At 40.9% G+C, this 20,266-nt stretch carries 19 protein-coding genes and 2 tRNA genes; 11 read left to right on the forward strand and 10 right to left on the reverse strand.

Features of this window, described 5'->3' with window-relative positions; genetic code table 11:
• Positions 1-58: 58 nt before the first annotated feature.
• On the forward strand, positions 59-382 hold the full coding sequence (locus AAEZ22_RS14515; RefSeq protein ID WP_011328600.1) for a hypothetical protein: 324 nt from the start codon (positions 59-61) through the stop codon (positions 380-382).
• 28 nt (positions 383-410) lie between these two features.
• Here the strand turns inward: AAEZ22_RS14515 and AAEZ22_RS14520 are convergent, their stop codons facing one another.
• From AAEZ22_RS14520 to aspS, 3 genes are all read right to left on the reverse strand, one after another.
• The gene (locus tag AAEZ22_RS14520; RefSeq protein ID WP_011328601.1) at positions 411-1,007 is read right to left on the reverse strand and encodes a pentapeptide repeat-containing protein; all 597 of its coding nucleotides are present in this window, start codon (positions 1,005-1,007) and stop codon (positions 411-413) included.
• 15 nt (positions 1,008-1,022) lie between these two features.
• A complete protein-coding gene (locus AAEZ22_RS14525; protein ID WP_011328602.1) occupies positions 1,023-1,253 on the reverse strand; it encodes a hypothetical protein in 231 nt (76 codons plus the stop codon).
• 128 nt (positions 1,254-1,381) lie between these two features.
• Positions 1,382-3,160 (reverse strand): aspartate--tRNA ligase, encoded by a 1,779-nt coding sequence (gene aspS / locus AAEZ22_RS14530; RefSeq protein ID WP_011328604.1) that lies wholly within the window; start codon positions 3,158-3,160, stop codon positions 1,382-1,384.
• Between the two features lie 248 nt (positions 3,161-3,408).
• Between aspS and AAEZ22_RS14535 the strand changes: the two genes are divergently transcribed.
• Both AAEZ22_RS14535 and AAEZ22_RS14540 read left to right on the forward strand, forming a co-directional pair.
• A complete protein-coding gene (locus tag AAEZ22_RS14535) occupies positions 3,409-4,257 on the forward strand; it encodes a DUF72 domain-containing protein (protein WP_192532210.1) in 849 nt (282 codons plus the stop codon).
• Positions 4,258-4,301: 44 nt separating this feature from the next.
• Positions 4,302-4,802 carry a M48 metallopeptidase family protein gene (locus tag AAEZ22_RS14540; RefSeq protein WP_193038491.1) on the forward strand — a complete coding sequence of 167 codons (501 nt, stop codon included), beginning with the start codon at positions 4,302-4,304 and terminating at the stop codon, positions 4,800-4,802.
• A 42-nt stretch (positions 4,803-4,844) separates the two neighbouring features.
• Here the strand turns inward: AAEZ22_RS14540 and AAEZ22_RS14545 are convergent, their stop codons facing one another.
• Both AAEZ22_RS14545 and AAEZ22_RS14550 read right to left on the reverse strand, forming a co-directional pair.
• A complete protein-coding gene (locus AAEZ22_RS14545; protein WP_089368522.1) occupies positions 4,845-5,858 on the reverse strand; it encodes a DUF5924 family protein in 1,014 nt (337 codons plus the stop codon).
• A 149-nt stretch (positions 5,859-6,007) separates the two neighbouring features.
• Positions 6,008-6,910 (reverse strand): LysR family transcriptional regulator, encoded by a 903-nt coding sequence (locus tag AAEZ22_RS14550; RefSeq protein ID WP_352297749.1) that lies wholly within the window; start codon positions 6,908-6,910, stop codon positions 6,008-6,010.
• A gap of 121 nt (positions 6,911-7,031) precedes the next feature.
• Between AAEZ22_RS14550 and AAEZ22_RS14555 the strand changes: the two genes are divergently transcribed.
• Complete coding sequence (locus AAEZ22_RS14555; protein WP_352297752.1) at positions 7,032-8,288, forward strand: adenylosuccinate synthase; 1,257 nt, start codon at positions 7,032-7,034, stop codon at positions 8,286-8,288.
• Between the two features lie 120 nt (positions 8,289-8,408).
• Here AAEZ22_RS14555 and AAEZ22_RS14560 read toward each other — a convergent pair whose 3' ends face one another.
• A complete protein-coding gene (locus tag AAEZ22_RS14560; protein ID WP_011328610.1) occupies positions 8,409-9,098 on the reverse strand; it encodes a DUF3334 family protein in 690 nt (229 codons plus the stop codon).
• A 116-nt stretch (positions 9,099-9,214) separates the two neighbouring features.
• Here AAEZ22_RS14560 and cmoA point away from each other — a divergent pair, with 116 nt between their 5' ends.
• From cmoA to AAEZ22_RS14585, 5 genes are all read left to right on the forward strand, one after another.
• Positions 9,215-9,940 (forward strand): carboxy-S-adenosyl-L-methionine synthase CmoA, encoded by a 726-nt coding sequence (gene cmoA / locus AAEZ22_RS14565; RefSeq protein ID WP_011328611.1) that lies wholly within the window; start codon positions 9,215-9,217, stop codon positions 9,938-9,940.
• A gap of 16 nt (positions 9,941-9,956) precedes the next feature.
• The gene (gene cmoB, locus AAEZ22_RS14570) at positions 9,957-10,925 is read left to right on the forward strand and encodes a tRNA 5-methoxyuridine(34)/uridine 5-oxyacetic acid(34) synthase CmoB (protein ID WP_182678564.1); all 969 of its coding nucleotides are present in this window, start codon (positions 9,957-9,959) and stop codon (positions 10,923-10,925) included.
• A 189-nt stretch (positions 10,926-11,114) separates the two neighbouring features.
• The gene (gene purM, locus AAEZ22_RS14575) at positions 11,115-12,167 is read left to right on the forward strand and encodes a phosphoribosylformylglycinamidine cyclo-ligase (protein WP_352297755.1); all 1,053 of its coding nucleotides are present in this window, start codon (positions 11,115-11,117) and stop codon (positions 12,165-12,167) included.
• Positions 12,167-12,814: a phosphoribosylglycinamide formyltransferase gene (gene purN / locus AAEZ22_RS14580; RefSeq protein ID WP_011328614.1), complete on the forward strand. Its 648-nt coding sequence runs from the start codon at positions 12,167-12,169 to the stop codon at positions 12,812-12,814. Before purM ends, purN begins: the two co-directional genes overlap by 1 nt.
• The gene (locus tag AAEZ22_RS14585; RefSeq protein WP_375144240.1) at positions 12,759-13,565 is read left to right on the forward strand and encodes a DUF3108 domain-containing protein; all 807 of its coding nucleotides are present in this window, start codon (positions 12,759-12,761) and stop codon (positions 13,563-13,565) included. Before purN ends, AAEZ22_RS14585 begins: the two co-directional genes overlap by 56 nt.
• Before the next feature lie 157 nt (positions 13,566-13,722).
• On the opposite strand, the gene AAEZ22_RS14590 is transcribed toward AAEZ22_RS14585, so the two are convergent.
• Both AAEZ22_RS14590 and AAEZ22_RS14595 read right to left on the reverse strand, forming a co-directional pair.
• Positions 13,723-14,157: a PACE efflux transporter gene (locus AAEZ22_RS14590; protein ID WP_011328616.1), complete on the reverse strand. Its 435-nt coding sequence runs from the start codon at positions 14,155-14,157 to the stop codon at positions 13,723-13,725.
• Between the two features lie 114 nt (positions 14,158-14,271).
• Positions 14,272-15,036, reverse strand: coding sequence for a class II glutamine amidotransferase (locus AAEZ22_RS14595; RefSeq protein WP_011328617.1), 765 nt, complete (start codon positions 15,034-15,036; stop codon positions 14,272-14,274).
• A gap of 312 nt (positions 15,037-15,348) precedes the next feature.
• Between AAEZ22_RS14595 and fadE the strand changes: the two genes are divergently transcribed.
• Positions 15,349-17,808, forward strand: a complete 2,460-nt coding sequence (fadE, locus tag AAEZ22_RS14600; RefSeq protein ID WP_011328618.1) for an acyl-CoA dehydrogenase FadE — start codon at positions 15,349-15,351, stop codon at positions 17,806-17,808.
• 191 nt (positions 17,809-17,999) lie between these two features.
• Positions 18,000-19,946 (forward strand): S9 family peptidase, encoded by a 1,947-nt coding sequence (locus tag AAEZ22_RS14605; protein WP_309216276.1) that lies wholly within the window; start codon positions 18,000-18,002, stop codon positions 19,944-19,946.
• 108 nt (positions 19,947-20,054) lie between these two features.
• On the opposite strand, the gene AAEZ22_RS14610 is transcribed toward AAEZ22_RS14605, so the two are convergent.
• Together AAEZ22_RS14610 and AAEZ22_RS14615 are read right to left on the reverse strand one after the other, a co-directional pair.
• Positions 20,055-20,131, reverse strand: a tRNA-Asp gene (locus AAEZ22_RS14610).
• A gap of 54 nt (positions 20,132-20,185) precedes the next feature.
• A tRNA-Asp gene (locus AAEZ22_RS14615) sits at positions 20,186-20,262 on the reverse strand.
• Positions 20,263-20,266 lie beyond the last annotated feature (4 nt).

The following is a 20,266-nucleotide window of genomic DNA, read 5'->3' on the forward strand; positions in this document are numbered from 1 at the left end:
TAAATGTGTGCGATAATAACCGTCATTGTTCCAATATTTTTAGCAAAAGAATCCATCCATGAAATCATATAACACCATTGCAGAACGAATTGAAATTTTACAAAGCCGAATCGAAGCCTATAAAGACGAAATTGAAGTATTAAAAGCTGAACCTAAAAGTGATAACGAACGCATTATTTTTAAGTTTATTGAAACCGGCAGCACGGGTAAAACCAAAGACTATGTACGTGGTTTAGGCATTAAATCGTCTCGCGATAGCTTATATTCGTCGGGTGATGTAACTAAGCTAATTAAGGATGGCGCAACCGATATTTCGCCAGCGTTGCTTGAAATAGCCAGAGTGCTTGCAAGTGCACGTAATAAAAATGGCCCTAGCTGTTAAAAAAGCTTAATTAGCCGTGTAATAACGGCTAATCCACCAGCTCCACACCTAATCCGCTGAGTAAATTCAACGCTTCAAAACGCTCAAATTTAGCCTTGGTTATTTGGTTGCTATTTAAATCGATATTAAATTGCGTGGCACCAACAAAGTCGCACTGGCTTAAATTAGTTTGAAAAAACTCGCTATCACGAAAATCAGTACCGCTAAATTTACTCTTAGCTAAATTTGCGTGCCTAAAGTCTACATTTTTTGCAAAGCAATCTGTTAGTTTAAGTGCTTTTAGAGTTAGTTCAAAAAAGGAACTGTGGCTAAGCTCACAGTGACTAAAACTCACAGCAGCATTAACACTAAGCTGCGGCCAGTTTATATCACTCCACTGTATACTGTTTAATTTACAATGACTAAAGTCAACATTTTCGAGTGAGCTATAACCCCATTTTAGTGATGCTAAATTGCATTTTTTAAAGCTGCATTCTATAAAACGGCAGTGTTTAAATTGGCCATTTGAAAAGTCGCAATCTGTAAAAGTACAGTCTTCAAACTCTATATTCTCAAAAACCTGCTCTGTCAGTGCTAATGCTGTAAATTGTTGATCAAAATAGTGATTATTATTTTCTATAGACACGGTTTGAATATTACCTTAACGCGCAAATTGAGCTTTTTTAGGGAGATCTTTTTTCAGTGCGAGTATCGCTATAAATATTAAACCCAGAGGTAAAATTAGCGATAAACAGCCACCAACAAAAGCAATGACACCTGGATTAGTACTTTTTCGTTTACCTAATTTATAACTAATAAAAGCAAAAATAGGCACTAATAAAAGTATAAAAAAAGCGATAAACTCGCCAAAAAGAGTGATGTTAACTGACATAAGAATTCCTTTTCATCTGTATGATTATTGCAGTACTAAATTTAACCATAAAAAAACCCTTAAGCCTACACTTAAGGGTTTAATTTTTAATTATCTAACGCATATTTACAAAACACTGTAAAAATAATTTACTCTGCGCTTAGTACCGCTTTTTCTACTACGCTAATTGCAAGTTCTGCTAACGAATCAGCATTAGGCTTACTTGGCGCATTAGTTAATAAACACGACGCCTGCGTAGTTTTAGGGAACGCAATAACGTCACGGATGTTATCAGTACCACAAAGCAACATAGCTAAACGGTCAAGGCCAAAAGCTAAACCAGCATGTGGTGGCGTACCGTATTTAAGTGCGTCAAGTAAAAAGCCAAACTTGTCTTGTTGCTCTTGCTCATTAATACCTAAAATTCTAAACGCAGCTTCTTGCATATCAGCATTATGAATACGTACCGAACCGCCACCTACTTCGTAGCCGTTTAATACCATATCGTACGCATCTGAAATAGCAGCCGCAGGGTTTGCTTCAAGTTCACTTGCGCTCATGTCTTTTGGCGCAGTAAATGGATGATGTACAGCGTGCAGCGTACCTTCGTCATCTTCTTCAAACATTGGGAAGTCTACAACCCAAAGTGGTGCCCAGCTATCAAGGTTAGTGATTTCTAAATCAATACCAATTTTAACGCGCAGTGCGCCCATTGCTTCATTTACTGTGTTGCGCTTATCGGCACCAAATAAAATAATATCGCCCGACTGTGCATTAGTACGCTCAAGTAACTGAGTAATTACATCTGCAGTTAAAAACTTAGCTACTGGTGACTGCACGCCTTCTGCGCCCGCAGTGTGATCGTTTACTTTCATCCACGCCATGCCTTTTGCGCCGTAAATACCAATAAACTTAGTGTAATCGTCAAGTTGTTTACGCGAAAGCTTAGCACCACCTGGTACAGTTAATACCGCAACACGGCCTTTTTCGTCATTTGCAGGGCCTGAGAAAACATTAAACTCTACGTCTTTAACTAAATCGGCAATATCAACAAGCTTCATTGGATTACGTAAATCAGGCTTATCTGAACCGTATAAGCTCATTGCTTCGCTGTAAGGCATAATTGGAAAATCGCCTAAATCTACATTTAGCAATGTTTGCCACATTTCGCGGATCATTTTTTCAGTCATACCACGTACTTGATCAGAGCTCATGAACGAGGTTTCAATATCTATTTGAGTAAACTCAGGTTGGCGATCAGCACGTAAATCTTCATCACGGAAACATTTTACAATTTGGTAGTAACGGTCAAAACCCGACATCATCAACAATTGCTTAAATAACTGCGGCGACTGCGGTAATGCGTAAAAACTACCTTTGTGAACACGACTCGGTACTAAGTAATCGCGCGCGCCCTCTGGCGTTGCTTTGGTAAGTACGGGTGTTTCTATGTCTAAAAAGCCGTTTTCATCTAAAAAACGACGCACAAAGCTGCTTGCTTTAGCGCGTAACTTAATGCGGTCGCTCATTTCTAAGCGACGTAGGTCTAGGTAGCGGTATTTTAAACGACGCTCTTCAGAGTTCACTTGGTTAAAATCAAGTGGTAATGGCTCTGAGCGGTTAATAATATTAAGCTCAGTGCCTAAAATTTCGATTTCGCCTGTAGGCATGTCTTTATTTACTTGGCTATCTGGGCGTGCACGTACAATACCTTTTAACTGCACACAAAATTCTTGGCGAAGCGTGTTAGCTGAACTCATCAACTCTTCAATGTCAGAATCGAATACAACTTGTACTAAACCTTCTCTATCGCGTAAATCGACAAAGATAAGTCCACCAAGGTCACGTCGTTTGTTGATCCAGCCACATAGTTCAACTTCTTGATCTACGTGAGTTTTATTTAGCTGTCCGCAGTATATAGAGCGCATAGTTTTCCTGTCAGATAAAAGGCGTGCAACGGTCAAAAAACATTCGTTTTAAGTAGGGTAAATCTTTTTTATAAATACGAATATAAAAATAACACCGCTTGCAATTCAAAATAATCAAATTAAGCCCTGTATTATACGCAAGTGATATGAAGATACTAGGGCGGGTGTCGTTTTTTGCATCGGATTTAAAGCAGCATATTTTATTATTTGATACACTATAGCTACTTTATAATTAGGCGTTAGTTTGTATGCTATATATTGGGTGCCCACAGTGGTCAAGCAATGCGTGGAAAGGCAATTTATTTTCGAGCCAATGTAAAAATGCCGATATGCTAAGCCAATACGCGCAACATTTTAACTCTGTAGAGGGAAATACCAGCTTTTACGCCGACCCATCCCCAAGTACTCTTTTACGCTGGGCAAACAGTGTACCCGACGATTTTAAATTTACCTTTAAGTTTCATCGGCGCTTTAGCCATGAGCTAAAGCTGACTAATGTACACAATGAGCTAACCGCTTGGCTTAACTTATTTGCACCAATTTTAGAGAAAACTGGGCAAATTATGCTGCAACTGCCAAGTGCCTTTGGCCCTAATGATTTACCCAAGTTAGCGCAATTTATTAGTCTATTACCCAAAGAGCTAAACTTTGGGGTAGAAGTTCGCCATCCGGCATTTTTTCAAAAGGGTGAAGCCGAAATAGCGCTTAATCAATTATTAATGGCAAATAACATAAACCGTATAGCCATGGATACCCGCGCCCTATTTGCAGTTAAAGCGAATACAGAAGCGCTGATTGATGCACAACAAAAAAAGCCGCATCTGCCCGTGCATGCTATTGCTACAAGTGAGCAACCCATGGCACGTTTTGTTATTGCTAATTTACAAAGTGAATATAAAACCTTTTATAAGCCTTGGCTTAGTAAAGTAAAACAGTGGCTTGATGAAGGAAAAACGCCCTATGTATTTTTTCATACCGCAGACAACCGAGAAGCACCGTTATTAGCAAGGCAGTTTTGTAAGGACCTAGGTTATAACCACAAGGTACTAAATCCATTTAGCGGCGAGGCAGAAGCCCACCAGCAAGCACTGTTTTAAATAACCACTTACAACAAATAAAATGATAGAACTTAGAGAGCAACATGAGTGAATATGCACGTTATTTTACCGGCTACCCTGCAAACATTGTTGAGCAAGTATTAAATCTAATCAGTAATGATAAAGTAAATAACTACTTACTTAAAAAGTATCCGCAGGCACATAATATTACCAGCGACAAAGCACTTTTTAGCTACGCCACAGAGCTTAAAAAACAGTATTTAAAAAATGCCCCGCCGTTTGGTCGCGCCGCATTTAAAAAGCAAGGCGACATGGTCACTAATGCACTTGGCACGCACACCTATCGTATGCAAGGTAAAACTCGCAAGCACGATTTGGCCATCAACAGTGATTTACTGCGCGCTCCCGAGCCGTTATTAAAAGCCTTAGTTGTACACGAGCTCGCTCATTTTAAAGAAAAAGACCATAACAAAAGTTTTTATAAACTTTGTTGTCACATGGAGCCAAGTTACCACCAGCTAGAGCTTGATTTACGCATTTTTTGCGTGGCTGTAGAGCAAGGCAATAATCCTTACTTAAAATGAGCTAATTAAATTGCCGTAAACGCGCTAGTAAATGCACATTAGCTAAGGCAAAACTGTAAATTTAGTTAAACCTATAAGTTGCCCCGATTCTGTTACTACTTGCACCTGCCATTTACCGACAGAATCAGTTGGGAAATTTACTTTATGGGTCCACGCTCTATAACCTTGCTCTCGCCCACCACTTATATTTAGTGTGATCCGATCTACTTCTTTATTGTTGTATAGCCACACATGAAATATTTTTTCATTTAATCCTCTGGGCGCTTTAACAGCAGTCCACGTATATAACCCCTGATGATGTAGTGAATAAGAGTCTAATTGCTTAATATTACCAATAGGTTGGCGTTGCTCTAAATCAACCTCGTGCGATAAAGTAATATCGGTTAAGCGCAAAGCCGCTGGCGGCACCCAGCTACGTAGTTGCCATAAGCCAGCACTCAATATACACAAAATCACTACCAATAAAGGAAATCGCCACCAGCGGGTATTAGGCATTAAGTTGCCTAAACTGGGGAGGGTAAAAATAACAGCAGTAACCAAAGCAATTGCTAAGCTTTGGCTAGTGGTTACATTAAATAAAATAGGCAAAGTAACCAATATAACTACAAACAATGCAAAGTTATGAAACACCGCAAATAACATGCGATTTTTTGCTAACTTTTTATAATACAAAGGATCAATTACCGATATGACTGCACACATTATCATTAGCGCGGTAAAAATAGCTTGCGGGTGATCCCACTGCGTTACCGCTAAAAAAAATGGCAAAGCAAAAAACAGGCTTTCTTGTTGCACCATTTGTAAAGCAAAGCGCATAAAGTTGGGCGATACCGCGACACCAAATCTTTGCTCTACTTTATCGCGCAACCAGTTATCAATAATTAACCATACCCAGCTCACTAGCAAAAATATGGCAATAAATTGCGAAAACGATTCTTTTCGCTCAACTAACACATAACTTGCCACACCAGAGCAAAATGCTATTACTGCTAATAATCCCGGCCGCTGTTGCATTGCGATTATAAATTTTGTTATTAAACTTTTAAAATAGTCCATCTAATTTTGGGTCCGTACAAGTGTGCATGCTAAAGCGCTTAAAAACATAAGCGTTTTATCTTAAAGTAATTACCTGAACAACACATAAATAGCATAAAACCCCTTAGCTTATTAACAATATAATAATCGGTAGTAATATTAAGTGATGACTATTTTGGTTGTTTTAAATGGGTGCGCGAAATTTCTTCATTTACCCAGTGTAGTAACTGTTTTATTGCCTTAGATAGCACCTGATTTTGCCGCACTATATAACCTAAACTGGTGGTTGGGAATTGCGGTAAAGCCGTTACTGTATTGGTTAAATTAGCTTTAGAGCGCAGCGAAAACTCAGGAACAATTGCCACGCCAAAACCAGCTTCTGCCCAATCAATTTGTGCATCAACACTACCCACTTCCATAACCCGATAACTCGGTAAATTTAAAGACGGTAGCGCATTATCTAATAACTCTCGTGTGCGGGTATCGTGGCCTAATAAAATTAATGTTGGCGGCTCAATGAGTACCATACTTTCATCGTTTTTTGCTTGCTGCCATAACGCTAAATTATTTCCCAGCGCACACCACTTTATCTGTTGGAGTTCACTAAAATGCAGTGGCTCACTTTCTTTTTGAGCAATAACAAAGCCTAAATCGGCTTCTGCACTTTTAACCAGCGCCGATGCCTGTGATGAGGTGGTATTAAGCAAGGTAAAATCAATCCCCGGGAACTGGGTTTTAAACAGCTGAAAAGGCTCTATGAGTAACAAGCGAGAAATAATATCACTAGCTGCAATGGTGAGTGTGCCTTGGCTTAAGTTATTTATTGCATTTAGATCAGACTGACATACCTTCAATTCCCATAAGGTTTTTTGCCCCGACTGTAATAAACGCAAACCCGCTTGGGTTAAACAAAAGGGGTTACGCTCGATTAACTTTACCCGCGTCATTTTTTCTAACTGCTTAATATGCAAGCTCACATTAGGTTGCGTCATGTGCAGTGCACTTGCCGTTTTACCAAAGTGCTTTAGCTCTGCTAATGTAACAAAGGTTTTTAACCAATGAATATCTAACATCTCACTTCCTTAATATTGCACACGCCATATGGAATCCTTATTGATATTATAATTATAATTAATTTCTCTTATTTTAACAGCCCGCATATCATATCAGCTTGTTCAATTTGGAGATTAAATTATGCCGTCAATTGTTGTTGTAGGTGCAAACTGGGGTGATGAAGGCAAAGGCCGCATCGTAGATTTTTTAGCTGAGAACGCATCAGCAAGCATTCGCTTTCAAGGTGGTAATAACGCCGGTCATACCGTTGTGAATGATTTTGGCACCTTTAAACTACACCAATTACCTAGCGGTATTTTTAATCCTGATTGCATAGCAGTACTTGGCCCTGGCATGGTAATAAGCCCTAGCGCCTTAAGTGAAGAAATAGCCGAAGTTAAAGCCGCTGGCGTTAATGTAAAGCTGTGTATTTCTGATCGTGCCACTTTATGTCTGCCTTTACATGCCCTTGAAGACACCCTTGAAGAATTACGTTTAGGCGACGCTGCTTACGGCTCGACTCGCCAAGGTATTTCGCCAGCGTATGGCGACCGAGTAATGAAAAAAGGCATTTTAGTGGGTTGGTTAAATCAGCCTGACGTTTTACTAGAGCGTATTCAATTTATGCTTGATTGGAAAATGCCACAGCTAAAAGCCTTATATCCAAGTTGTGATTTTTCGCAAACAGCTGAAGAAATGACGCAGTGGTTACTCGATGTTACCGCGCCTTGGCGTGCATTTATTTGTAATGTAACAGAGCCGTTAAAAGCACTACAAAAACAAAATGCTAATTTATTATTTGAAGCTCAGTTAGGTGCAGGTCGCGATTTAGTCTATGGCGAATACCCTTACACTACCTCTTCAAACGTAACGGCCGCTTATGCAGGCATCGGCAGCGGTTTACCAGCGCTTCGTCCTGAACGTGTTGTTGCGGTAGCAAAGTCGTTTAGCTCATCAGTAGGTACGGGTACTTTAGTTACTGCAATGGAAGAGCAAGACAATTTTCGTGAAAGCGCTAACGAATATGGCGCAGTAACTGGCCGCCCACGGGACATGGGCTACTTTGATGCAGTTGCCACGCGCAATGGTGTTGAGCTACAAGCTGCAACCGAAATTGCTTTAACCAAAATTGATTGTTTATCGGGTATGAAAGATTTAAAAATCTGTGTTGCCTATGACGGCGATCATAGCGAAAACCCAATTTGGCCACAAACAGCTGCATTAAGCCCTGTATATGAAAATATGCAACCTTGGGATGAAGACATTACCGATTGTCGTACCTTCGACAGTCTACCAATTGCAGCGCAACAATACGTTGAGCGCATTGAAGCGTTAATGGGCGTACCAATAACTATGGTGTCTGTTGGTCCTGAGCGCGAACAGATGATTATTCGCTAAATAGCGCTATTGTGTTTAAATAACTGTTGGGTTTGCATGTAACCCAACAGTTATTAATAAAGGTCACACTGCGCGTGGCTGATTTTATGACCTTAACCACATAATTATTTTAACTTATTCTTACAGCCCTAGCCCTGCCATAAAGTCGTCATCATCACTATCTTCTGCTTCTTTTTCAGCTTTAGCCTTGGCTTTTTCTGCTTTTTGTTTTGCTTCGTTTTCGATGATGTCGTCGGGATCTATTGCTTCGACAATGTCAAAGTCGTGTAATTTAATAAACTCAGTTTTATCCATTGCCAGCTCTAAATAAAATATATTTTGCTTACTGGTGGTAAACGTTACGCGGCGCGCTTGTGGGCGATCCATTGTGGTATCTACAGAAATTTGTACCTGTTTATTAATTGCCATCATTTTTGGCTGATTTTGGGTAATAGAGGTATGTAATTGCTCGCGTACTTTAGAGGTAAAGTCACCAACTATTTGGTTCATTAGCTCGCCTAATACGTTGGATACATCGTCAGACAAATGACTATGTGCTATTTCTTCCTCGGGCATACCCATGTTACGCATGTAATCGCCATAAATTTCCATTGCCGCTTGCGATGTGAAATTAGTAATTACTAAGCCAGTAAAGCCACCATCAAATAACACAAAACAGCCAATATCTGGGCGCATACAAGTACGAGTAATTTTTTGCACCATAGCGGAGTAACTAACACTATTGCCACTGGCCGATGTGAGTACCCCTGTAACCGAGTGACAAAGGGTTGCCAATATATCATCGGTGCTAATAACTTTACTTTTGCTCATTTAATAGTCTCATTTATACTTATTTTTCATTATTCTAGCCAAGCTACTTAATTTATCACTGACTATCCAGCATAAAATGTTAAAATAGCGCCATTATTTTCAAAGAGACTGGCTTCGTGACCATTAAAGACAGTATTTATGCCTCTGAGCAACAAGTTAAAGACTTTAGTTTTGATCAAAACGTAGTCGAAGTTTTTCCTGATATGATCCAGCGCTCTGTGCCGGGTTACGCCACTATAGTAAGTACTATGGGTAAACTTGCCGGTGAGTATGCGCAAAGTAACTCTAACCTTTACGATTTAGGCTGCTCGCTGGGCGCGGTTACATTAAGTATGCGCCGTAATATTCGCACCGATAACTGCCATATTATTGCAGTCGATAACTCACAAGCTATGGTTGAGCGTTGTAAGGTACATTTACAAGGTTTTAAGTCAGAAGTACCGGTTACCGTTACTTTAGGAGACATTAACGAGCTTGAAATTCAAAATGCTTCAGTGGTGGCAATGAACTTTACGCTGCAGTTTATTCCGCATGCACAGCGCCAAGCAGTCCTTGAAAAAATATACGCCAACTTAAAACCCGGCGGTGTATTGCTGCTGAGCGAAAAAATAAAAGCCGAAAACGAGCTGTGCGATAATTTACTAATTGACCTACACCACGACTTTAAACGCCATAATGGGTATTCGGAGCTTGAAATAAGTCAAAAGCGCACCGCTATTGAAAACGTAATGCGCCCAGATACGCTAAGCACGCACTTTACCCGCTTAAAAGACATTGGCTTTAGCCAAACTCAGGCGTGGTACCAATGTTTTAATTTTTGCTCAATGATCGCAATTAAATAAAGAGAGTAAGTAATTTATGTCTCAATGGTTTAACCAATTTTACGCTGCTATTGCACAAAGCCCACTTAGTCACTGGCTAGAAACTCTGCCTGCGCAATTAAAACACTGGCAGTTAGAGGCAAGTCATGGCGACTTACCACAGTGGCAAAAAGTGCTTAAAAATTTACCTGAGGTTAAAACTCAACATGTTGATATTACTACTCAGGTAAAAATTGGCACTCCGGGTGAAATGACCGATGGTGAGCAAAAACAAACCCTACATTTGTTAAAGCGCATGATGCCATGGCGCAAAGGCCCATTTAGTGTTCACGGTATTGAAATAGATACAGAGTGGCGCAGCGATTGGAAATGGGATCGCCTGCTTCCACATATTGAGCCACTCAAAGGCCGCACAGTGTTAGATATTGGCTGCGGCTCGGGCTATCATTTATGGCGTATGCGTGGTGAAGGCGCTCAGTTTGTAGTAGGCATTGACCCTTCTGACTTATTTTTGTGTCAGTTTCAAGCTATAAAACACTTTAATCCCGACGAAAACGTACACTTATTACCACTGGGTGTTGAGGCACTACCCGAGTTAAAAGCATTTGATACGGTATTTTCGATGGGGGTACTTTATCACCGCCGCTCGCCTATCGACTTTTTAGCGCAATTAAAAGCACAACTGCGCCCCGGTGGCGAGCTGGTACTAGAAACCTTAGTCATTGAAGGCGACGAAAATACAGTGCTTGTACCCACTGATCGCTATGCAAAAATGCGTAATGTATGGTTTATTCCAAGCACTGCGGCATTAAAACTGTGGATGGAGCGCGTGGGCTTTAAAAACGTACAAATTAAAGACTGCGCAATTACTACGCTAGATGAGCAACGCAAAACAGCTTGGATGGAAAACGAATCGTTAGTCGACTTTTTAGATCCAAACGACACCAGTAAAACCATTGAAGGTTACCCAGCACCACTACGTGCTATTTTAACTGCTAAAGCATAGCGTTAACGGCAACATCAGCAAACAATAAAAAACGCCTACGGGCGTTTTTTTGTTTATTTAGCCAGCAATTAGCGGACAAGTGTCCTGTTAATTATTTCAATACTATATTTACGCTAGCCGCGGTTACGCAATTGTTGTAAAATACGCGCGTTTCTAAGCAACCCAAAACAACTATTTTGAGGAAAACCTGTGAGCGAACAAAAACAGTCTCTAAGCTATAAAGACGCGGGCGTAGATATCGACGCTGGTAATGCACTTGTTGAGCGTATTAAAGGTGTGGTTAAAAAAACTCGTCGTCCTGAAGTAATGGGCGGTATTGGTGGTTTTGGCGCACTTTGCGAAATTCCAGCAGGTTATAAGCAACCAGTATTAGTTGCCGGCACTGATGGTGTGGGTACTAAGTTACGTTTAGCTATCGATCTTAAAAAGCACGACACTGTAGGTATCGACTTGGTCGCTATGTGTGTAAACGATTTAATTGTTCAAGGTGCTGAACCGCTGTTTTTCCTAGATTACTATGCAACAGGTAAGCTAGACGTAGACACTGCCGCAGACGTAGTAACCGGCATTGGTAAAGGCTGTGAAATTTCTGGCTGTGCCCTTATTGGTGGCGAAACCGCAGAAATGCCTGGTATGTACGCCGGCGAAGACTACGATATGGCTGGTTTTTGTACCGGTGTTGTAGAAAAATCAAAAATTATTGATGGCACTAAAGTAGCCGCGGGCGATCAACTTATTGCCCTTGCTTCAAGTGGTCCGCATTCAAATGGTTTCTCGCTAATTCGCAAAGTACTTGAAGTATCTAACGCAGATACAAGCGCTGATTTTGAAGGCAAAACATTAGGCGAAACATTACTTGAACCTACTCGCATTTACGTTAAACCACTGCTTGAGTTATTCAAGCACGTTGACGTACACGCGCTTTCGCACATTACCGGTGGCGGCTTTTGGGAAAATATCCCACGCGTATTACCTGCCTCTGCAAAAGCAGTAGTAAAAGGCGATAGCTGGCAGTGGCCACCTATTTTTAACTGGTTACAAGAAAACGGTAACATTACTACGCATGAAATGTACCGCACATTTAACTGTGGTGTAGGCATGGTATTAGTTGTTCCAGCCGACAAACTTGAGCAAAGTTTAAGCATGCTAAAAGACTTGGGCGAAAACGCATGGCACCTTGGTGAAATTCAAGACGCAGCGCCTGGCGAAGAGCAAGTTGAAATTGTAGGTGGTGCTAAGTAATGGCACCCACTCGTCTTGTAGTTTTAATCTCAGGCGGTGGCTCTAATTTACAAGCCATTATTGATGCCTGTGAAAGTGGCGAGATAAATGCGCAAATAGCGGCTGTTATTAGTAACAAAGCAGACGCTTATGGCCTTGAACGTGCTAAGCAAGCTGGCATTGCTACACAAGTGCTGAGTCATAAAGATTTTGACTCGCGCGAGGCCTACGATACACAGTTAATGAGCATCATTGACTCTTTTATACCGAATCTAGTTGTATTAGCTGGGTTTATGCGTATTCTTACTCCTAACTTGGTACAAAAATATATTGGAAAAATGTTGAACATTCATCCATCTTTGTTGCCTAAGTACCAGGGGCTGAATACCCACCAAAGAGCAATTGATGCAAATGATGATGTTCATGGCGTAAGTGTTCATTTTGTAACTGAAGAGCTAGACGGAGGTCCGGTTATACTTCAGGCAAAAGTACCTGTACTCAAGGATGATACAGCAGACACATTAGCAAAACGCGTGCACGAACAAGAGCATATAATTTATCCTTTGGTGGTCAAGTGGTTCAGTGAACACAGACTAACTATGGAAGCAGATTATGCAGTTCTTGACGAAACAAAACTTCCTGCACACGGCGCGCAGTACCCACAATAAAAAAATAAGTGCCCTGCTATTATGTGTGGGCACTTTACTTCCAACTAGCCTTATTGCCGGCGAATTGACACAGTACGAAGCTAAGTATGATATTTTACGCAAAGGTAAAAATCATGGTGAAGCCGTGCGTGAACTCAAAAAGATAAGTGACGATAACTACGAGTTAACCTATCACAGCAATATTGAGTGGATGATTTTTTCTGACTCACGCCAGGAAACCTCTAAATTTACCTTTAAAGATGGCAAAGTGAGCCCGCATCATTATTCAATGATCCGTACTGGCACTGGTCCTGATAAAGATTACAACATTGATTTTGACGCACAAAAAAAAGTAGTTAACAGTAGTCGCAGCGAATACCCGCTTGAATGCGAATGGACCGATGACTTTCAAGATGCTATTTCGTATCAGGTACAAGTGCGCGAAGGTTTGAAAAAAGGCGAAACCAGTTTTTCATTCCCATTAATCGATAAAAAAGGTAATCGCCGCGACTACAATTTTGAAGTTGTTGCAACAGAGACGATTTCATTACCTATCGGCAACGTAGAAGCAATTAAAGTAAAACGCTTATACGATAACGACAAACGCCAAGCACTTGCTTGGTTTGCACCAGAAATGGATTACATGTTAGTGCGTATGTGGAAAGGTGAAAAAGGAATGGAACAATTTGAAGTGCAAATAAACTCATTTACCGTGACAACACCTGTCATTGCCCCACCTGCTGATATTAAAAAAGTAACAAGCCCAGAGTAAGCAATTATTTTTAGCTACAAATGGCTTTATTACTATTTGTTTATATCTTTATTACTATTTGTTTATATCTTTATTACTATTAGTTTATATAAAGCGCGATGCAAATCGCGCTTTTTTTATACGTTTTTTCGCGATTAAATCTAAAAGTTAAGCTTTATTATGCTTCACTTTGCTGCTGCGCAGAAGCTGGCAAGCCAAAAACTCGATCGAACGCCCATGTAAAAACAATTGCATAAACAAAAAAGAATATAAAAAATCCAAGGTTCGCTATAAACGCACTAAGCACTGAAATTTTCAACCACAGCGCCATAACCGGCACTAAAATTAAAACAAGGCCACCTTCAAAGCCAATTCCGTGTAATAAGCGACGATTGAATGAGCGACCTTTTATTGTTTGCTGGGACTCCCAGCGCTCAAATAACGCATTAAATACATAGTTCCAGCTAAGTGCTACGCTGGATAATACAAAAGCGAGGCCTATCGCCGAAGTGGCTGATTTATCAAACATAAAACTTATAATAGGGCCAACAAAAGCAATGGCAAATAATTCATACAACACAGCTTGTAGAATACGGCGTTTTTTAGGAGTCATAATATAATTCCGATAATAAATAATATACTGGGTCAGCTCAATATAAAAGCCCGCGTCTACTTTACTACAACAGTTGTTTGCCTCTCAACTAAGCGCTAAAGGCAAAAAACAAGCTTAAATCAATTCACCCATCTTAAATAATACAAACTCACCCGGCTGCATTTTTTTCCAGCGCTCGTCGTTAGTCAGTGGTTTTGTTGCTATAACACTAACAATATCGTTGGGCGTGGTTTCTTCGTTAAAATCGACCACCATGTCAGCATCAATCAAGGTCGCTTTTCCAAAGGGCGCACGGCGAGTTATGTAATGTAAGTTATTGGTACAGTAAGCTAAAACAAATACGCCATCGGTCAGCAGCATATTAAAAACGCCCTTTTCACGCAGTGTATGCGAAAGCGTTGCTGCATAACGAAATACCGATGCCATATCCTCTGGCTTATTTGGGTACTTAGTGCGTATTTGATCCAGCAGCCAGCAAAAAGCCAACTCGCTGTCAGTATCGCCAACAGGTCGGTAATGATCAGGCTTTAAATCATGGTAATTAGATAACTGGCCGTTATGCGCATAAGTAATTTCGCGCCCCCACAGTTCACGCGTAAATGGGTGCGTGTTTTCAAGGCATACTTTACCGCGGTTACCTTGGCGAATATGGCTAATAACGGACACACTTTTAATCGGGTATGCTTTAACTAACTTAGCTATTTCTGACTGGTAGCTCGGCTGCGGATCTTTAAAGGTTCTGCAGCCTTTGCCTTCGTAAAATGTAATACCCCACCCATCTCTATGTGGCCCAGTATTACCGCCGCGCTCCAGCAGCCCCGAAAAACTAAAACAAATATCTGTAGGCACATTCGCCGACATGCCAAGCAATTCACACATAAAATAAATAACCTTTAAACCACGTATTAATAAATAACGTTATATTTTTATATTAAGCGTACACTATTTAGTTGTGTGTACGGGCGTCTATATTTACTTAAAAAATAACATTTTACTATTAGATTAAATTTTTTTTGTCGCTATGAATGCATAGACTAAAGCTGTAACTTACTTTATTAACGCTGACTCTATTAAATGAGCTGCTTTTTTACGGTTATTTCGATTAAAATTTAACTACGTAAGGTACTTGAAACTTAGCGTTACTAACGCTACTCTAACTAAGGTGGTCTGACCTCTAATAAGGAATTAGCAATGACACTCATATTTACACTCGGTTTAATCGCACTGCTCAGCGCAGCGGTTTACCACAGAGCAAGTTGGAACACCGCACTTGGTGTTTCTATTGCAACATTATTAATTGGTACCTTTGCGGGTGCTTTTGGTTTAATTAGTTGGATAATATTTTTAATTATAGCGGTGCCTCTCTCTGTTACTGGTATTCGCCAGCAATATATTGTTAAGCCTCTTTTTACTATGTTTAAAAAAGTAACGCCTAGCATGTCTGATACTGAAAAGTCAGCCATTGATGCCGGTACAACATGGTGGGAAGCTGATTTATTTTGTGGTAACCCAGATTGGAAAAAGTTACACCAATATCCAGTGCCTAAGCTAACTATTGAAGAACAAGCCTTTATCGATGGCCCTGTTGAAGTAGTGTGTAGTATGCTCGATGACTGGGAAGCAACACACGAACTTACCGATCTTCCTCAAGATGTATGGCAATACCTAAAAGATAACAAATTTTTTGCCATGATCATCAAAAAAGAATATGGCGGTTTACAGTTCTCAGCATTTGCACAGTCGTGCGTACTACAAAAGCTAACCAGTAAATCAACCTTACTTTCGTCAATTGTTGGCGTACCAAACTCATTAGGCCCTGGTGAATTACTCCAGCACTATGGAACAAAAGAGCAAAAAGACCATTACTTACCGCGCCTTGCCAGTGGCCAAGAAATTCCATGTTTTGCATTAACCTCGCCAGAAGCAGGTTCTGATGCAAGCTCAATTCCAGACTACGGTGTAGTATGTAAAGGACAATGGAAAGGTGAAGAAGTTGTAGGTGTTAGCCTTACATGGAACAAGCGTTATATTACGCTTGCACCTGTGGCTACGGTACTAGGGCTTGCATTTAAATTACAAGATCCTGATGGTTTAATTGGTGATAATAAAGAGCCTGGCATTACCTGTGCACTTATTCCAACCGATACTCCAGGGGTTGAAATTGGTCGTCGCCACTTCCCGCTTAATGTGCCGTTTCAAAATGGTCCTACGCAGGGTAAAGATATATTCGTACCGCTTGATTACATTATTGGTGGGCCAGATATGGCAGGCCAAGGCTGGCGTATGCTGGTTGAGTGTTTATCAGTTGGCCGTGCAATTACATTGCCGTCAAACTCAGCCGGTGGCATTAAAATGATTGCTGTTGCAACCGGTGCCTACAGCCGTATTCGTCGCCAGTTCCGCTTACCTATTGGTAAAATGGAAGGCGTTGAAGAGTCGTTAGCAAAACTTGCTGGTTATGCATATAGCTCTGATGCTGCAGTAAGCATGTCTACCGGTGCGGTAGATTTAGGCGAAAAACCTTCGGTTGTTTCGGCTATTATTAAATACCACCTTACAGAACAAATGCGTGACTCTACCCTGCACGCCATGGACGTACTTGGCGGTAAGGGCATCATGCTTGGGCCAAATAACTATTTAGGCCGTGGTTATCAAGGTGCACCTATTGCGATTACCGTTGAAGGTGCCAACATTTTGACCCGTAATATGATTATTTATGGTCAAGGTGCAATTCGCTGTCACCCGTTTGTACTTACCGAACTAGGTGCGTGCGAAATTGAAGACCGTGAAGAAGCGCTAAACGTATTTGATAAAGCATTAATGGGTCACATTGGCTTTACCATGTCTAACCTTGTGCGCACTAAATGGCTCGCGTTAACGGGTGCTCGTTTTACAAGTGTGCCGTACAAAGACGAAACCGCTGAGTTTTACCGTATAGCGTCGCGCTTTAGTGCATCACTTGCACTTATGTCTGACATTAGCATGGCAGTATTTGGTGGCTCACTAAAACGTAAAGAGCGTATTTCTGCTCGCTTAGGTGACTTACTAAGCTACCTATACTTAGTGTCTGCAACGCTTAAACGTTATAACGACGAAGGCCGTAAAAAAGAAGACTTCCCGTTAGTACAGTGGAGCTGTCAAGATCACCTGTATCATTGTCAACGCGCACTTGCTGATTTAATTAATAACATGCCTTCTGCTCCACTGCGTGGCGTATTAAAAGTATTGTTATTCCCGTTTGGCCGTCCGGTTCGTAAACCTACCGACCAACTTGAACACAAATTAGCGCAAATACTACAAGTACCTAGCGAAACGCGTAATCGTTTGGCAAGCTATGTGTATTTAACAAATGAGCCGCTTAACCTTGTAGGCCGTCAAGAGCAAACGCTTAAAGACGTACTTGAAGTTGAGCCATTATTTGACCGTGTATGTAAAGAAAAAGGCCTTAAACTGCCATTCTTTCAGCTTGATAAAGTAGCGCAAATGGGTCTTGAGGCTGGTATTTTAAGCCAAGCAGAAGCTGACAAGTTAGCAGCTGTAGAACAAGCTCGTTTAGACGTTATAAACGTTGACGACTTTGATCCTGCTGATTTACTCGCTGGTAAAGCAGCTCGTAATAATAAACCTAAAAAAACTGATGCCGCTAAATAAGCCCAGCATCTACTTTTAAGTTATAAAAGCCAGCACATTATGTGCTGGCTTTTTTATGTGTAAGATTTTGATACACTTTTGTTGTACATAAAACCAGCTGCTTATTGCGTTTAAAAACTGTTCAGGTAAAACTGCTATAAATACTTTAACCTAAATTCGGGTTATAAAAACAACAGTGAAGGAACGTAACAATGAAGCAAATTATTAAACTTACAATAATTACATGCGCAGTTACCCTAGCGCTCTCTGGTTGCAGTGAATCAACCAACTCATCCTCATCCTCATATACAGCCCCGCTAACCAGCTCTAAAGCGCATGTAAAAGAACTGAGCACCTACTCAGCTGAAACATTTTTTGATACCACCTCAATTATGGGGAGTAGCTTTTCACCCCATGGCGATAAAATTTTAGTCAGTAGTGATGAAAGTGGCATTTACAGCCTATATGAGGTTAATGTCCAAACAGGCGGCAAAACTCGCTTAACCGATTTTACCGACAGTACCTACCCTATCCGCTATTTTCCAAATGATGAGCGAGTGTTGTTTACAAAAGACACGGGCGGTAACGAACGCTTTCATATTTATGTACGCGAAACTGACGGCACAGTAAAAGACTTAACCCCAGGGGATGAAACCCGTGCTAGTTTTGCCGGCTTCACTAAAAATGCCAGCCAATTTTTTATTACCAGCAATCAGCGTGATGCTAAGTTTATGGATTTATATCGCGTTAATAGTAAAACCTATAAAGTAACGCCTGTTTATCAAAATACTTTAGGACTAAATATAGGTGCAATAAGCCCAAATGGTCGTTTTATTGCGCTGTCTAAAAGTAATAGCAACAAAGACAGCGATACCTTTATTTTAGATACTTATACTAAAACACTAAAGCCACAATTAATTTCAAAACACCATACACCTGCTCAATACAGCCCTGAAACCTTCTCTGCCGATAACAAATACTTATACTACTCTACAGACGCTAAAGGTGAGTTTTCGCAGATGTGGCGTTATGACCTAGCTTCTGGCGAGCACAGCCCAGCTTTAGCCGATGACTGGGACGTAAGCTTTATTTATTTTTCAACGTCGGGGCGCTACCAGGTAAGTGGTGTGAACGCCGATGCCAGCACTAAAGTAACCGTGATCGATACGCAAACGAATAAAGAAATTGCCATGCCTAAGCTACCGGCAGGTAATTTACGGGGTGTGAGCTTTTCAGCTGATGAGCAAAGCATGGCCTTTTATTTAAATTCAGACACTGCACCTAGTAATTTATTTGTATGGCAAGTAGGCAGTAATAACACGCAGCAATTAACTAATACCCTCAGTAAAAAAATTAATCAAAACGATTTAGTGCAAAGCACTATAGTACGCTTTAAGAGCTTTGATGGTTTAGAAATACCAGGTGTTTTATATAAACCCAAGCAAGCGAGTAGCACCAACAAAGTGCCTGCGTTAATTTGGGTGCACGGTGGGCCAGGCGGACAAAGCCGTACCGGTTATAGTGCGATGCAACAGCATTTGGTAAATCATGGTTACGCCATTTTTGCAGTTAATAATCGAGGCAGCTCGGGCTATGGTAAAACCTTTTTTCATTTAGATGATAAAAAGCACGGCACCGATGACCTACAAGATATTGTATACGGCAAAAAACATTTACAGAGCTTAGAGTGGGTCGATACCGATAAAATTGGCATTATGGGTGGTAGCTATGGCGGCTTTATGACCGCGGCAGCCCTTGCCTTTGAACCCGAAGAGTTTAAAGTTGGGATTAATATTTTTGGAGTAACCAACTGGGTACGTACACTTAATTCTATTCCTCCTTGGTGGGAGAGCTTTAAAAAGTCGCTGTACGACGAAATGGGCGATCCGGCAACAGACGGTGATCGTCACCGCGCCATTTCACCGTTATTCCACGCTAGAAACATCATCAAGCCACTTATGGTTATTCAAGGCGCTAACGATCCGCGCGTGTTACAAGTTGAAAGTGATGAGCTTGTAGCTGCAGTTAAAGCCAATGGCGTACCAGTTGAGTATGTATTGTTTGACGATGAAGGTCATGGTTTTAGCAAAAAAGAAAATCGGATCACGGCATCAAACGCTTACTTGAAATTTTTAGAGCAGTATTTAAAAGCTGAATAAGTTTGCACTGATTAATTTATGCCTGCATTTTTGTGGGCTTTTTTATGTGCTAAGAAATGTAATTTATGATTTTTATTGTATTCAACTTGTTATTGAGGAAATAACAAGTGGCGGAGTGGACGGGACTCGAACCCGCGACCCCCGGCGTGACAGGCCGGTATTCTAACCAACTGAACTACCACTCCGCAGTGGTATGTGCATGGGGTAATGCACTTACTAATTTTGTTACTGATATCAAATGGCGGAGTGGACGGGACTCGAACCCGCGACCCCCGGCGTGACAGGCCGGTATTCTAACCAACTGAACTACCACTCCGCAG

The organism is Pseudoalteromonas sp. 20-MNA-CIBAN-0454 (genome assembly GCF_040308685.1).
GTDB classification, from domain to species: Bacteria; Pseudomonadota; Gammaproteobacteria; order Enterobacterales; family Alteromonadaceae; genus Pseudoalteromonas; species Pseudoalteromonas nigrifaciens.

Coding starts and splice junctions, on each gene's coding strand:
- fadE (WP_011328618.1), top strand. CDS start 15,349: ATGACACTCATATTTACACTCGGTTTAATCGCACTGCTCAGCGCAGCG.
- AAEZ22_RS14585 (WP_375144240.1), top strand. CDS start 12,759: ATGCAGTTCTTGACGAAACAAAACTTCCTGCACACGGCGCGCAGTACC.
- aspS (WP_011328604.1), bottom strand. CDS start 3,160: ATGCGCTCTATATACTGCGGACAGCTAAATAAAACTCACGTAGATCAA.
- AAEZ22_RS14550 (WP_352297749.1), bottom strand. CDS start 6,910: ATGTTAGATATTCATTGGTTAAAAACCTTTGTTACATTAGCAGAGCTA.
- cmoB (WP_182678564.1), top strand. CDS start 9,957: ATGTCTCAATGGTTTAACCAATTTTACGCTGCTATTGCACAAAGCCCA.
- AAEZ22_RS14590 (WP_011328616.1), bottom strand. CDS start 14,157: ATGACTCCTAAAAAACGCCGTATTCTACAAGCTGTGTTGTATGAATTA.
- AAEZ22_RS14525 (WP_011328602.1), bottom strand. CDS start 1,253: ATGTCAGTTAACATCACTCTTTTTGGCGAGTTTATCGCTTTTTTTATA.
- purN (WP_011328614.1), top strand. CDS start 12,167: ATGGCACCCACTCGTCTTGTAGTTTTAATCTCAGGCGGTGGCTCTAAT.
- AAEZ22_RS14535 (WP_192532210.1), top strand. CDS start 3,409: ATGCTATATATTGGGTGCCCACAGTGGTCAAGCAATGCGTGGAAAGGC.
- AAEZ22_RS14560 (WP_011328610.1), bottom strand. CDS start 9,098: ATGAGCAAAAGTAAAGTTATTAGCACCGATGATATATTGGCAACCCTT.
- AAEZ22_RS14555 (WP_352297752.1), top strand. CDS start 7,032: ATGCCGTCAATTGTTGTTGTAGGTGCAAACTGGGGTGATGAAGGCAAA.
- AAEZ22_RS14605 (WP_309216276.1), top strand. CDS start 18,000: ATGAAGCAAATTATTAAACTTACAATAATTACATGCGCAGTTACCCTA.
- AAEZ22_RS14515 (WP_011328600.1), top strand. CDS start 59: ATGAAATCATATAACACCATTGCAGAACGAATTGAAATTTTACAAAGC.
- AAEZ22_RS14595 (WP_011328617.1), bottom strand. CDS start 15,036: ATGTGTGAATTGCTTGGCATGTCGGCGAATGTGCCTACAGATATTTGT.
- AAEZ22_RS14540 (WP_193038491.1), top strand. CDS start 4,302: ATGAGTGAATATGCACGTTATTTTACCGGCTACCCTGCAAACATTGTT.
- AAEZ22_RS14545 (WP_089368522.1), bottom strand. CDS start 5,858: ATGGACTATTTTAAAAGTTTAATAACAAAATTTATAATCGCAATGCAA.